The 13,489-nt window shown below is 56.9% G+C and carries 11 protein-coding genes, 1 tRNA gene and 1 pseudogene; 6 read left to right on the plus strand and 7 right to left on the minus strand.

Translation table 11 applies throughout. The annotated features are described in order from the left end of the window. Positions 1-2 precede the first annotated feature (2 nt). Genes tmk through QQG91_RS09265 form a run of 5 tightly spaced genes read left to right on the plus strand, consistent with a single transcriptional unit; the run spans position 3 to position 4,321 of the window. Complete coding sequence (gene tmk / locus QQG91_RS09245; protein ID WP_285769939.1) at positions 3-644, plus strand: dTMP kinase; 642 nt, start codon at positions 3-5, stop codon at positions 642-644. Continuing rightward, positions 641-1,762: a DNA polymerase III subunit delta' gene (locus QQG91_RS09250; RefSeq protein ID WP_285769940.1), complete on the plus strand. Its 1,122-nt coding sequence runs from the start codon at positions 641-643 to the stop codon at positions 1,760-1,762. Before tmk ends, QQG91_RS09250 begins: the two co-directional genes overlap by 4 nt. 19 nt (positions 1,763-1,781) lie before the next feature. Continuing rightward, entirely contained in the window at positions 1,782-2,570 is a 789-nt protein-coding gene (locus QQG91_RS09255) for a TatD family hydrolase (RefSeq protein WP_285769941.1), read from the plus strand. Continuing rightward, positions 2,567-3,367 carry an MBL fold metallo-hydrolase gene (locus QQG91_RS09260; RefSeq protein WP_285769942.1) on the plus strand — a complete coding sequence of 267 codons (801 nt, stop codon included), beginning with the start codon at positions 2,567-2,569 and terminating at the stop codon, positions 3,365-3,367. Before QQG91_RS09255 ends, QQG91_RS09260 begins: the two co-directional genes overlap by 4 nt. Before the next feature lie 24 nt (positions 3,368-3,391). After that, positions 3,392-4,321, plus strand: coding sequence for an AEC family transporter (locus QQG91_RS09265; protein WP_285769943.1), 930 nt, complete (start codon positions 3,392-3,394; stop codon positions 4,319-4,321). Positions 4,322-4,397: 76 nt separating this feature from the next. Here the strand turns inward: QQG91_RS09265 and QQG91_RS09270 are convergent. The 7 genes and pseudogenes from QQG91_RS09270 to QQG91_RS09300 all read right to left on the minus strand — a co-directional run. Then, a pseudogene (locus QQG91_RS09270) lies at positions 4,398-5,252 on the minus strand (ABC transporter permease); the annotation flags it as partial. Positions 5,253-5,270: 18 nt separating this feature from the next. Beyond that, positions 5,271-6,548, minus strand: a complete 1,278-nt coding sequence (locus tag QQG91_RS09275; RefSeq protein WP_285769944.1) for an ABC transporter permease — start codon at positions 6,546-6,548, stop codon at positions 5,271-5,273. A gap of 130 nt (positions 6,549-6,678) precedes the next feature. Further along, a complete protein-coding gene (locus QQG91_RS09280) occupies positions 6,679-7,791 on the minus strand; it encodes an extracellular solute-binding protein (RefSeq protein WP_285769945.1) in 1,113 nt (370 codons plus the stop codon). Positions 7,792-7,875: 84 nt separating this feature from the next. Then, positions 7,876-8,976 carry an ABC transporter ATP-binding protein gene (locus QQG91_RS09285; RefSeq protein ID WP_285769946.1) on the minus strand — a complete coding sequence of 367 codons (1,101 nt, stop codon included), beginning with the start codon at positions 8,974-8,976 and terminating at the stop codon, positions 7,876-7,878. Positions 8,977-9,197: 221 nt separating this feature from the next. Further along, positions 9,198-11,747 (minus strand): Hint domain-containing protein, encoded by a 2,550-nt coding sequence (locus tag QQG91_RS09290; RefSeq protein WP_285769947.1) that lies wholly within the window; start codon positions 11,745-11,747, stop codon positions 9,198-9,200. A gap of 121 nt (positions 11,748-11,868) precedes the next feature. After that, positions 11,869-11,955, minus strand: a tRNA-Leu gene (locus QQG91_RS09295). Positions 11,956-12,100: 145 nt separating this feature from the next. After that, positions 12,101-12,619, minus strand: a complete 519-nt coding sequence (locus QQG91_RS09300) for a DUF2306 domain-containing protein (protein WP_285769948.1) — start codon at positions 12,617-12,619, stop codon at positions 12,101-12,103. Between the two features lie 265 nt (positions 12,620-12,884). Here QQG91_RS09300 and QQG91_RS09305 point away from each other — a divergent pair, with 265 nt between their 5' ends. Beyond that, complete coding sequence (locus QQG91_RS09305; RefSeq protein ID WP_285769949.1) at positions 12,885-13,487, plus strand: LytTR family DNA-binding domain-containing protein; 603 nt, start codon at positions 12,885-12,887, stop codon at positions 13,485-13,487. Positions 13,488-13,489: the final 2 nt, after the last annotated feature.

Here is a 13,489-nt window from a genome sequence, read left to right on the forward strand (position 1 = left end):
CCATGGCAGAGCAAGGCCAAGGGATTTTCATTACTTTCGAAGGGATCGACGGTTCGGGCAAATCGACCCAAGCTGTGCGTCTGTGCGAAAGGTTGAGCGCTTCTGGCGTTGATGTCCTGAGGACCCGCGAACCCGGTGGCAGTTCGGGCGCCGAAGAAATCCGCGCCCTCCTCCTCCAAGGGGAACCTGACCGCTGGTCCGCAGAAACCGAGATCCTTCTCTTTACCGCTGCGCGCCGTGATCATCTTGAAAAGACGATCCAGCCGGCTTTGGCACAGGGAAAATGCGTGATTTCCGACCGCTTTGCGGATTCCACACGTGTTTATCAGGGCGCAACGCGCGGCGATTTGCGCGGCACCGTCGACAAGCTCCATAGCCTCATGATCGGCAAAGAGCCCGACCTTACCTTCATCATCGACATGGACCCCAAAGTTGCTCTCGAGCGTGGCCTCGCGCGCAACTCTGGAGAGGACCGGTTCGAAGATTTCGGCCTCGGCTTTCAAGAAACGCTCCGTCACGGCTTTCTTGCGCTCGCACGGGATTTCCCCGAACGCTGCATCGTTGTCGACGGCAACAGATCGCTCGAGGCCGTGGCCTCGGAGGTTGCTGCCTTTGCCGCAGACCGGCTCGGGATCGAGCTATGAGCGACGCCCTGCCCGAACCCGATCGGATCGAGGGTGCCCCCCACCCGCGCGAAACAGACAGGGTCTTTGGCCAAGAGCGCGCGGAAGCGGATTTTCTCGAGGCCTATACCTCGGGCCGTCTTCACTCAGGCTGGCTGATCACAGGGCCAAAGGGCGTCGGCAAGGCAACGCTTGCGTGGAAGATCGCGACCTTCCTTCTTGCCGAGCCGCCGCAGGAAGGTGGTCTCTTCGGTGATGCACCGCCTCCCCCGACGTCGCTCTATGTATCTGCGGATCATCCAGATGCGCGGCTTGTTCAATCGGGGGCGCATCCCCGTCTTTTTCTGGTCCGACGTCCCTATGACGAAAAATCGGGCAAACTCCGCTCCGAGATCACTGTCGATGCGGTGCGCGGCGTCAAGAATTTCTTCCATATGTCTGCCGCAGATGGTGGCCGCCGCGTTGTGATCGTCGATGCCGCAGACGAGATGAACCGCAATGCCGCGAACGCGATCCTCAAAGAACTCGAGGAACCCCCAGCGAACACAACGATCCTGTTGATCGCGCATCAGCCCTCGCGCCTTCTTCCCACGATCCGCTCGCGGTGCCGAGAGCTGCGCTGTGCCCCTTTGGGGGCGCAGGACACCGCCGATGCCATGGCCCAAGCGGGGATCATGACCGATGGCGGCGAAGCCCTCGCCACGCTGGCAGGAGGTTCGGTCGGCGAAGCGATCCGCTTGGTCAACCACGATGGCCTCCAACTCTATCACGAGATCGTGTCGCTCTTCGAAGGCATGCCGCGCATGGATCGCAACGCGGCAATCAAGCTGGCCGAAAGCTGCGCCGGCAAGAATGCCGAAACCCGTTTTCCCATGATGGTCGATTTGATCGACGTCTTTCTTGCGCGTGCCGCCCGTGCAGGCCTTTTGGGCGAGCCTTCGACCCAAGGCGCTCAGGGCGAAGCGCGTCTTCTGGCCCGTCTTTCACCGACCGATGTTGCGGCCCGCGCTTGGGCCGAACTTCAACAAGATCTGAGTGCCCGCGTGCGCCAAGGGCGGGCGGTGAACCTTGACCCTTCCGCCCTGATCCTTGATATGGTTCTTAGGATTGAGAAAACGGCGGTTCAGGTCGCCGCATAACAAGCGCCGGACCCCATTCATGACACTTGCACGCATCGTAGACAGCCACTGCCATCTCGACTTTCCCGATTTCGAAGGAGAGGTCGACGAGGTCGTGGCGCGTGCCGTCGCGGCGGGCGTCGAGCGCATGGTCACCATTTGCACCAAGACCCAGAACGAACCAAAGGTTCGTGCGATCGCCGAGAAATTCGCACCTGTTTATTATGCCTTCGGCATCCACCCGATGAGCGCCGCCTCTGAACCCCTGATGACGGTCGAGCGGCTCGTCGAAGTGGCACAGCATCCCAAGATGGTCGGCATCGGCGAAACGGGGCTGGATTATTACTACACCGCCGAAAGCGCCGAGATCCAGAAAACATCGCTTCGTATCCACATCGAAGCGGCGCGCGAAACGGGCCTTCCGCTTATCATCCATTCGCGTTCGGCGGATGAAGATATGGCCGCGATCCTGACCGATGAATTCCGCAAAGGGGCGTATTCCTGCGTCATGCATTGCTTTTCTTCGGGTCCAGAGCTTGCCCGCCAAATGCTTGATCTGGGGTTCTATCTCTCGATGTCCGGCATTGCGACTTTCCCCAAAAGCCAAGAGGTCCGTGATATTTTCGCCGCTGCCCCGCTGGACCGCATTCTTGTAGAAACCGACAGCCCCTACCTTGCACCCAAGCCCTATCGCGGCAAACGGAACGAGCCGGCTTACACCGCTCACACCGCCGCCGTCGGTGCCGAGGTGTTCGGGATAAGCTATGAAGACTTCGCCACCGCAACCACGGCCAATTTCGACCGCCTGTTTACAAAGGCTTCCGCATGAGTGATCGCATCGAGTTCCGTATCCTTGGCTGTGGCTCTTCGGGCGGCGTGCCGCGTATCGGCGGGTTTTGGGGCGAATGCGATCCCGCCAACCCGAAGAACCGCCGCACGCGTTGCTCAGCTCTGGTCACCCGCTTTGGCTCCGAAGGTGTGACCCGCGTCCTGATCGACACCTCGCCCGACATGCGCCAACAGCTCATCGACGCCGAAGTCGGCGAGATCGACGCCGTGGTTATGACCCATTCGCATGCCGACCACGTGCACGGTATCGACGACCTTCGGCAGATTGTGTTCAACACCCGCGCAAGGCTGCAGGTCTGGGCCGATGGTGATACCTCGGACGCGCTGCTCTCGCGCTTCGGCTATGCCTTTGTTCAGCCCAAAGGGTCCCCCTATCCACCGATATGTGATCTCAACAGCATCGACGCACCCTTCGAGATTACGGGCAAAGGCGGCCCGATTACTTTCGAGCCGTTCCAGGTCAACCACGGATCGATCGACGCTCTGGGTTTCCGCATCCATGGGCTCGCCTATCTGCCTGATGTGGCTCATATTCCCGACGACGTCTGGCCCGTTCTGGAAGGTCTCGATGTCTGGGTCGTCGATGCGCTTCGCCGCACGCCGCACCCTACCCATTCCCACCTGGCCCAGACGCTGGAGTGGATCGAACGGGTCAAGCCCAAGCGGGCGGTTCTTACCAATATGCATATCGATCTCGATTACGCGGATGTGGCGGCCGAAACGCCAGACCACATCGACCCCGCCTTTGACGGCATGACCATCACCCTGCCGCTCTAGGCATTTCAGCACAAAGGTCCCACTATGGGCGCTCTCATAGACGTTATCCTGCCCGTTTTCATCGTGATCGGCGCGGGCTATCTCGCCGTTTGGCGCAAGTTATTTCCCGACGAAGGCGTCACCTTCGTCATGAAGTTCGCCCAGAACTTTGCAATTCCCTGCCTTCTCTTCACTGGGGTGGCCAAGCTTGACATCGGTCAGAATTTCAACCTGCCCTTGCTGGTGAGCTTTTATACGGGTGCGATCACAGGTTTTGTCGTCGGCATGCTGGGGGGACGCTTCATCTTCAAGCGCTCTTGGGAAGATGCGATTGCCTTTGGCTTCATCGGTCTCTTTTCCAACTCGCTCCTTCTTGGCGTTCCGATCACCGAACGAGCTTATGGCGCAGATGCTCTCGTCTCCAACTTTGCGATCATCGCGATCCACTCGCCGCTTTGCTATGCCATCGGCATCACGGCGATGGAGATCACCCAGAACAAGGGCGGATCGCTTGCCAAGCTTCCGGGCAAGGTTCTCAATGCCATGTTCCACAATGCGTTGATCGTCGGGATCACGCTGGGCGCCATCGTAAATCTTGGTAACATTCCTTTGCCCAATGTCCTCTGGGACGCCATCGGCCTTATGACAAGAGCGGGTCTTCCTGCGGCGCTTTTCGCTCTGGGCGGCGTGCTTTATCGCTATCGCCCCGAGGGCGACATGCGCGCCATTCTCTTCATGGTTTTCGTTTCCCTCATCATTCACCCGACGGTGACATGGACCATGGGCAAATGGCTCGGGATCACCCAAGGTGAGTTCCGTTCGGCGGTACTGACGGCATCGATGGCCCCCGGTGTGAATGCGTTCCTCTTCGCGAACATGTATCAACGCGCAATGCGTGTTGCCGCCTCGACTGTTCTGATCGCAACTGCCGCTTCGATCCTCACCGTGTGGGGCTGGCTCTTGATCATCCCCTAGGACCAGCGCGCGTTCCGGACAAACAAAAACGCCGGCCCAAAGAGCCGGCGTTTTCTTTTGGATGAAAGCGTGCCGATCAGGTTGGCGACATACCGCGCAGACGCTCGGAGCGGCGGCGAAGCATTTCCACGGTGGTCAAGAGGCCGATCGAGACCACCACAAGGATCGTCGCAACGGCGAGGATGGTCGGGCTGATCTGTTCGCGCAGACCGATGAACATCTGCCACGGCAGGGTCTTTTGACCTGCCGAACCGACGAGAAGAACCACAACCACTTCGTCGAACGAGGTGATGAAGGCAAAGAGACCACCCGAAATCACACCAGGAAGGATCAGAGGCATCTGAACGCGGAAGAATGTGGTCAGCGGGTCGGCCCCCATATTCGCAGCCGCACGGGTCAGCGAGGTATCAAAACCCGACAGGGTCGCGGTCACAGTGATGATCACGAACGGAATACCAAGCGCAGCATGCGCAAGAACAACGCCCGCGAACGTCCCCTGAAGCCCGATGTTCGCATAAAAAAAGAACATACCGGCCGAGGTGATGATCAGGGGAACAATCATCGGCGAGATCAGGAGCGCTGTGATCTGGCGTTTGAACGGCACATGCGGCTGGGTCAAGCCGATCGCGGCCAAGGTCCCGAGGCTGACCGAGATGAGCGTTGCAAGCGGTGCGATCTTGATCGAGTTGCCGAACGCCTGAAGCCAGCTGTAGTCGCCGTTTTCACCAAAGAAGTCGCGATAATGCTTGAGCGAGAACCCATCGGGATCAAGCCGCAGCATCTCTGGCGTAAAGGTGAAGAAGTCCTGAGAGTTGAAGGACAGCGGGATCACAACAAGGATCGGGAAGATCAGATAGAAGAAGATCAGCCCACAGATCACGCGGAAGGTATAGAACCAAATCCGCTGACCGGTTGTTGCATAGGGTTGGAGAGTGGTTGCCATAATCTTTTACCCCAGCTTCACGTTATCGACGCCGACAAGCTTGTCGTAGATGTAGTAGAGAACCAGAACCACCACGAGCATCACCGTGCCGAGCGCGGCTGCAAGTCCCCAGTTACCCGAGGCCGAGAACTGGTAGTAGATGCGGTTCGAAATGAACGTGCCGTCTGCACCGCCCACGAGTTCGGGGGTGATGAAGTAGCCGACTGCAAGGATGAACACGAGAAGTCCACCTGCCCCGATACCGGGCGTCGTTTGCGGGAAGTAAACCCGAAGGAACGCGACGGTGTTGGTCGCACCAAGCGACTTGGCGGCACGCAGATAGGACGGCGGGATCGTCTTCATCACCGAGTAGAGCGGCAGAACCATAAAGGGCAGAAGGATATGGGTCATCGCGATGATCACACCAAGCTGGTTGTTGATCAGCGAAAGACGATCCTCGAATCCCAGCCAGATCCAGATGTCGTTAATGACACCCTGTTCCTGGAGTAGGATTTTCCATGCGGAGGTGCGCACCAGAAGCGACGTCCAGAAGGGCAGAAGCACAAGGATCAGCAACAGGTTGGAGGTGCGCGCCGGAAGGTCCGCCAGCAACCAGGCCACGGGATAGCCCAGCGCCAGCGTGCAGAGCGTAATAACAAGGCTGAGGCCGAGCGTTCTCAGCAGCAGCTTTTGGTATACGCGCTCATCTGGGTCCTTGAGCTTGATGCCGTCCAGCGTGCGCTCGGCGTCAAAAGCGGCAAGGAAATAATTGATCGTGTAGCGACCCGAGTTCGACTTGATCGTGGCCCAGTAATCGATACGGCCCCAATCTTTGTCGATGTCGAGGAAGGCTTCCTTGAGGTTGCCGCCTTCAGGGTCGAGCTTGGTCACAGGACGCCCCGACTTGCGGAACAGCGACGACATACCCGGGGTTTCATAGTTGAAACGGCGACCGAGCTGTGTGTGGAGCTTGTTATCGAAAGCGGCCGAAAAATCGATCGCCATCGCGCGATAAACGGCTTCGGGCGGGGTTTCACCCGACGCGGGATCCCACTCCTCGAGCTCTGCTACAACGTTGGGAAGAACGTCGGGAATGTAATCCGTGCCGACGGTGTTCTGGACCGAACGAAGAAGCATCTCACCAATCGGGAACACAAAGCTCACGAGGATGAAAAGCAAAAGCGGTGCGATCAGCGCAAGCGCGCGGATCTTTTGCGCCCGCAATGCGCGATCGAGACTTTTCTTAAGCGGAGTGCCGTCTGCGGCAAGCATCACGCCGCCCGTGGTGCTGTCATCTTGAGCCATTTTCGCTCCCTGTCTTTTTATCAGGTCCTTTGTGAACCTTTGTCTTTGCGGGACGCTCCCAGCCGAAGCGCCTTGCGAAAACAAAGCGGGGTGCAGAGGGCCAAGCGGCCCTCTGCGAAAGGTGCCCAGATTACTGGAGCAGCCAAGCCTGGAACTTCGCGTCCATGTCGTCGCGATAGTTTGCCCACCACTCGTAGTTGAACAGGAAGGTGTTCACCGAGTTTGCGGGGTCGAGCGGCATGTGCGGCGCCATGTCGATACCGAGTTCAGCGTGCTGACCTACGAGCGGAGCAGACGACTGACGAGCCGGACCATACGAGATGTATTTGGCCTGATCAGCAAGACGCTGGCTGTCGGTTGCGTAGTAGACGAAGTCCATCACGCGAGCGAGACGATCTTCCGGAAGACCGGCGGGGATGATCCAACCGTCGAGATCGAGCATCTGCCAATCCCAGAGCATGCCGATCGGCTGGCCCTGCTCGGCGATGGCCGAGAAGAGACGACCGTTGTAGGTCGAACCGAGGACAGCTTCACCGTCAGCAAGAAGCTGCGGGGTTTCTGCACCAGCCGACCACCAGATGGTGTCTGCTTTGATGGTGTCGAGCTTGGCGAATGCGCGAGCAACGCCTTCTTCGGTTTCGAGAGTGGTGTAAACGTCGTCGATCGAAACGCCGTCACAGATCAAAGCCCACTCGAGGTTACCGATCGGACGCTTTTCAAGCGAACGCTTGCCGGGGAACTTTTCGGTGTCGAAGATCGCGCAGACCGAGTCCGGAGCTTCGGGGAGAAGGTCGGTGCGATAGCCGAAGGTGGTCGAGTATACGATCTGCGGGATGAAGCAGTCGGATACGATCATGTCGCCGAAGTCTTCGGACGCAGGGGTGCCATCGGGTGCGGGGGCAAGCATTGCGTCATGGTCGATTTCCATCGCAAGGCCTTCGTCGCAAAGACGCATTGCGTCAGAAGCAACAGCGTCCACGAGGTCCCAGGTCACGTTGCCGGCTTCGGACATTGCGCGAAGCTTGGTTACGGCATCGCCCGAGCTTTCGTCGGTGAGAATGGTGAGGCCTTCGTTCATCGCGCTGTAGGGCTCAAAATAAGCCTTGGTCTGGCTCATCTGATATGCGCCACCCCAGCTCACGATGGTCATTTCATTGGCCATGTTGCCGTGGGCTTCAGCGAATGCCGCACCGGCAGCTACGGTCATTGCCGAAGTTGCCAGAAGGGTCTTTACTAGTTTCATATTGTTCTCCCGTGTTACACCCGGTTCGTTTTTGCTCCCGCTGCCCTTCCGGGCCGGACAGGGGGAGTTTTGCTTGAGCGGGACTCAGGCGTCCAGCGCTCGGCAATCTTCTGCAAGCCAGCCGATTTCGATCTGCTGACCCGGCTGCAAACGCACCTGATCGGGTGCGTTGCGTGTCTTGATGACAAAATCCTCGGTTCCCGCAACGCGCAGACGGGTGCGGAAAATGTCGCCCATATAGATGAACTCGAGCACTTCGGCTTTGAGCGTATGGGCATCCTTGCTGAGGCGGTCTTTGTTGATTTCGACGCGCTCGGGACGGATCGACACCTGAGTGCGATCCCCGACCTTGCTCACGTTGACAGGCTTTGCATCGATGACGTCGCCGCTATCGAGCTGCACCGTGCAGCGGTCGCCGCTGATCGACTGAATAACACCGTTCAAAGTGTTGTTTTCGCCGATGAACTGCGCAACGAAGGAATTCTGCGGCGCTTCATAAAGCTCGTCCGGCGGAGCAAGCTGCTGGATGCGGCCATCGTTGAATACGGCGACACGGTCAGACATCGTCAAAGCTTCGGTCTGGTCGTGCGTCACGTAAACAGTGGTGATCCCGAGATTGTGGGCAATGCGCGTAATCTCGAACTGCATATGTTCGCGGAGCTGCTTGTCCAAAGCACCCAGAGGTTCATCCATGAGCACAAGCTCGGGCTCGAACACAAGGGCGCGGGCGAGAGCGATACGCTGCTGCTGACCACCCGAGAGCTGGGCAGGACGGCGTCCCCCGAAGGACCCCATCTGCACCATATCGAGTGCGCGTTTTACCTTTTCTTCACGCTCGGACTTGCCCAACTTACGGACCTCGAGCGGGAACGCGAGGTTCTCTGCAACAGTCATATGCGGGAAAAGAGCGTAGTTTTGGAACACCATACCGATGCCGCGCTTGTGCGGCGGGATGTTGTTGATCGAAACACCGTCCAGACGGATTTCCCCGTGGGTGGCAGTCTCGAACCCAGCAAGCATCATAAGGCAAGTCGTCTTGCCAGAGCCCGACGGCCCAAGCATGGTCAAAAACTCGCCCTTGGGCATGGTAAGATTGAGATCTTTTACAACGAGCGTTTCCCCGTCATAGCTCTTTTGAACCCGTTCGAATTCGACGAACGCACCGTCGTTAGCGGATTTGGTCAAGCCGTCTCTCCCTGACGTTATTTTTGGCAGCTTGTGCTGCGTTTATCTTTTCAAAGTAGAACAAGTCATTCCAGTTAATGCAACTTATCAGACCAAAAATGGTTCAAAAACGTCACAAATTGGGAAGTTTCCCCGCGCATGAGAATACCCGAGGAAACTCGACTGCGCATTTTCCAGCCTGCAGGACAATTGACTTTGACAAGAATCGGACGGAATCGGCCTTAGACGCCGAGTTCGCGCAAATCTTCGGGCAATTCGCGGAATCGGGCGACGGGTCGCGCGGTGTCTCCGTAGAAGTCCGAAGCCGCTAAACGACCGAAATCAGGCAACAATGCCTCGAGTTCGCGGCGCGAAGCATCAGAAAGCGAATTGATTGCGACATCACCGGGATAAAAGCTCTCGGTCGCAATTCCGTTCGAATAGATCACTTGATGTTCGGCGAACAAAAGGTGGGCATATGTGACCTTGCGGATGCCGTGGGCGACACGCACTTTGCCCCCTTTGAGCCGCGCAAGATGGCGCGCGCGGACAAAACGCGCTGTCCGACCGCGATCAGGGATATCGACTTCGACCGCGTGTTGTGGCGAGATCAAGAGGCCCTTTTCACCGCCGAATGCCCCCGGCGCGAGCCAGATAGGCCGAAGATGCGGCGCGGCATCAAGGTCGCGCGCCGAAAGACGCCGCATTCCCGACCAGAGGAGTTCCTGAGGGCCGTTGTCACGTGTGATAACCATGTCGCCCGGTCGTAGAAATTCGACAGGGACCTCGCCGCGTAGGGTCTTGATCAAAGTTCCCGTGGTAAAACAGGGAATGCCGATGGCATTAAGCTCGATCCCTGTATCCACTGACGACGGCGAGATTCCCGCCAAAACTATCGTCTCACCATTAGGGAAGATCAGCTTAGCATTGCCGTTGCCATCATCAACAACGGTCACATCGCGCGTCTTTACGGGATCGCCGTTGAGATTGGTCAGACCACTGACATCGATTTGCGTATTGGTAAAACCGTCGAGATCGGGGTCCGAAAGATCAAAGCCGTAGACGGTATCGTTCCCTGCCCCCGCGACGATAACATCTTTATCCCCGTAGCCCGCATAGAGATAATCGTCACCGTCACCGCCGACGAGCGTGTCATCGCCGCCTTCACCGTGAAGCGCATCGGATCCCGCGCCGCCATAGAGAATGTCGTTGTCTTCGCCGGTATAAACAGAGTCGTTCCCGGCCCCACCGTAAATGGTGTTGATACCGTTAAGGTTGGTTCCGCCTATATCATCAATGGTATCGTTGCCATCTCCGCCGTAGACGATGTCGTTGCCGGCACCGAACATGATGTAATCATCGCCGCCGCCGCCCCAGATAGTGTCATCCCCTGCCCCAGCATAGATGAAATCATTCTGGATGACTGCATCAGAGCCAACGAATGTGTCGTTCTGATCGGTAAGCTTTATGACTTCGATCTCGGAGAACGTGGCAAGTGTCTGCGAAGAGGTCGTCGTGGCAGTGCCGGTCTCATATCCCGTTTGGGTGACATTGAGTCCGACGCCGCCGATGCTGCTGAAATCGATCGTATCCCAGTCCCCGCCGGTCTCGCCACCGAAGATTGTATCGCTTCCGCCATCGGCCGCCATGTAGAACGTATCTTGATCGGCCCCGCCATAGAGCGTGTCCGTGCCCGTCCCACCATAAAGCTTATCCGTCCCTGCATCACCGAAGAGGGTATCGTTACCCGCATCACCGTATAGGCTGTCAGACCCATAGCCGCCGTAAATCTGGTCGCCATCATTCCCGCCATAGAGGATGTCGGCACCGTTTTGACCATAAAGGGTGTCGAACCCATCACCGCCGTAAAGAGTGTCCCCCACTTGACTTGTGTAGGTAAAGGTCTGGTTCGGAGCGCCTTCTATGACTTGGAGATAGAAGTTATCGGAATCGCGGAGGACGTAATTCGATTCGACAAAGGTGTTGAGATTATAGGTCTCGCCCGAAGCGAGCTGATGAACGAGTGTCGTTGTTCCATCCGAATTGATCTTGTGAAGAAATATCGGACCATCGGAGCCATTGACGACCGTAAGCGTTGTCGCCGTGATGTTAGAGCCAGAGGCCCAAGCACCGATGACATATAGTTGGCCATCACCGAGCAGCAGATCGTTGTCTGTCCCGCCATAGATCGCATCGGTGCCCATACCGCCGACGAGCTCGTCGGTGCCGCTCCCGCCGTCGATAATGTCATTCCCCGAACGTCCCGAGATACGGTCGTTACCCGATCCCGCATAGAACGTATCGTTGAAATCTCCCAAGGATAATTCGGTGGAATCAGCTGGATTAAATGTTTGGTCGTCGAGCGCCGAATAGTTCGGATCGTTCGAGGTCGTCACATCTTGAACCGATGTAATTTGATAGGTTTCGCCCGGGTCCATCTGACCGTCGACGAGATACCCGACGAAACGGCCGCCGATTTCGATCCGGTAAAGCTTAATCACATTGCCGAACTGATCGGTTAGGGTGGTGACGTCTTCGGCATACGCACGACCGCTGTCGACAATCTGACCCTGCGCGTTGCGGATCGTGACTGTTTGCATCGAGTCGTCACCGACTTCGTTTTGCGACGAGTCGCCGTTCAGCACGCCATTCAGATCAAAGATCGAAAATTCAAAGCTATAGGCGTTGGTCGTTTCGGACCAATTCGGATCAAGGCGGATAAAACCACCACTGGACCAGCTCCCTCCGACAAGGGAAATATCCGTGGAATTGATGCCGATAATCGTAGCCATTTTTGGTCCCGCAAATGCGATGTGAGCTAATCAGGACCATGAACGGCAAAGGATAATAAATCTTTAGCCCAAAAACAGAAAAACGCCCCGAAGGGCGTTTCTGATCTCTCCAAGGAGAGAATGGTGCGGTCGAGAAGACTCGAACTTCCACTCCGGTTAAGGAACAGCGACCTCAACGCTGCGCGTCTACCAATTCCGCCACGACCGCACTGTCTTCTGGCTTGGTGAGGCGGTGTTTAACCTTGGATTCGGAGGAAGGGAAGAGGAAAAACACCCTTTGTCATGTTTTTTTTGATCTTACATTTTTTCCATGTAAATGAAGGTGTTGCCTCTTGTGGACTTTCTGGTTTCAGTTAAATGGGCAGGTTTTTCTTGGGCCCGATAAGGGCAAGAACTGCGCTTCTCTGCGTCCAGACCATAGAGCCAAACACAATACCTAGCCCCACGCCCACGACAACGAGACCTATGCTTTCGTTATCGCCAAAAAACGCACGGTTTGTCGTGCGCCCCGGCAAAAAGTTGAAGATGCCTGCAATGATGAGGCCGCGCCAATATAGGTTGGTCAGCGTCTTGCGATGCCCGATAATATTGCCGTTTAGAATGAAGTAGAGCGAGAGCGCAACCGAGCAAAGCGACAGGATGGAGAGCGCGTGCAGCGGACTAAAGGACCCTATGACGCCAAAGCTTCCGATCCAGAAAGAAGAGACCGCAGCGCCGATCATTGCAAGCATCCATGTGTAGCCAAGCAATTTGTGAAAGACCGAGCGCTTTCGGCTGTAGAGCGAGAACGGCCCGGCAACCAATGCAAACAATGCACAAGCTGCATGGATTTGAATGTAGAGCGGGGCTTGGACAAAAGGTTCTAAAGACATTGTGTGTTACTCTCTCGGGATTTAAGTTTTCGATGAGCAACCCTTGAGTGTGTCCGCTTTTCAGCTCAATGCCCGATACGTGAAAGAGACGAGGTCCTTCGTGAATACTAGCCAACTGCAAGCCACGTTTCGCGAATGGCAGCGACATTTTTCCAAACCCCTCACGCATATCATCATACTCGGGCTTACGATTATATTGACCGTGGTTGGCCCCTTCCGAACAAGCGAGGTTTTGCGACTCGGTCCGCGGTTTGGATTCTGGCTGGTGCAGATTTACGCCACCTACTCGGTCGGATTTCTGACCGCGTCCTTCTTTGGCCACATCCTCGAGGACTGGCGATCGCGCTGGACCGCAGTCTTTCTTCAAGCCTTAATCAGCGGCATCGGGATCGTTGCGGTCGTGCTTGGCATAATCTACATCGTCTTCGGTCCGGTCCTCGATGCGAGAACTATGATCAACCTCGGGCTCAACATTTTGTTGATCTCGGTTGTGGTGACGCTTCTACTCCACGCGCTCGCACAACATCAAACTGTTGCGCCGAGCGACACCGAAATCCCCATCCTTGACCGATTGCCCTTTGAAAAAAGAGCGCCTCTGGTGTCGATCAGTGTCGAGGACCACTATGTCCGTGTGCGCACGACAAAAGGCGAAGAAATCCTTTTGCTCAGGCTTTCGGACGCGATCAAGGAAACGGGCGCAACCCAAGGACTACAGGTCCACCGCTCGCACTGGATCGCGCTTGATCAGGTGACAGCCGCGCGGCGTGATGATGCGCGCGCGATCTTGACGATGCGACACGGGCCAGAGATACCCGTCAGCAGAGCCAATATTGCTGCAGCCAAGGAGGCGGGGCTAATTCCCCGATGACA

The sequence above is a fragment of the Marivivens sp. LCG002 genome (assembly GCF_030264275.1).
Lineage (GTDB): Bacteria > Pseudomonadota > Alphaproteobacteria > Rhodobacterales > Rhodobacteraceae > Marivivens.

Excerpts from the sequence above, each read along its gene's own strand:
- QQG91_RS09255 (WP_285769941.1), top strand. The coding sequence starts at position 1,782 with ATGACACTTGCACGCATCGTAGACAGCCACTGCCATCTCGACTTTCCC.
- tmk (WP_285769939.1), top strand. The coding sequence starts at position 3 with ATGGCAGAGCAAGGCCAAGGGATTTTCATTACTTTCGAAGGGATCGAC.
- QQG91_RS09300 (WP_285769948.1), bottom strand. The coding sequence starts at position 12,619 with ATGTCTTTAGAACCTTTTGTCCAAGCCCCGCTCTACATTCAAATCCAT.
- QQG91_RS09290 (WP_285769947.1), bottom strand. The coding sequence starts at position 11,747 with ATGGCTACGATTATCGGCATCAATTCCACGGATATTTCCCTTGTCGGA.
- QQG91_RS09265 (WP_285769943.1), top strand. The coding sequence starts at position 3,392 with ATGGGCGCTCTCATAGACGTTATCCTGCCCGTTTTCATCGTGATCGGC.
- QQG91_RS09275 (WP_285769944.1), bottom strand. The coding sequence starts at position 6,548 with ATGGCTCAAGATGACAGCACCACGGGCGGCGTGATGCTTGCCGCAGAC.
- QQG91_RS09250 (WP_285769940.1), top strand. The coding sequence starts at position 641 with ATGAGCGACGCCCTGCCCGAACCCGATCGGATCGAGGGTGCCCCCCAC.
- QQG91_RS09280 (WP_285769945.1), bottom strand. The coding sequence starts at position 7,791 with ATGAAACTAGTAAAGACCCTTCTGGCAACTTCGGCAATGACCGTAGCT.
- QQG91_RS09260 (WP_285769942.1), top strand. The coding sequence starts at position 2,567 with ATGAGTGATCGCATCGAGTTCCGTATCCTTGGCTGTGGCTCTTCGGGC.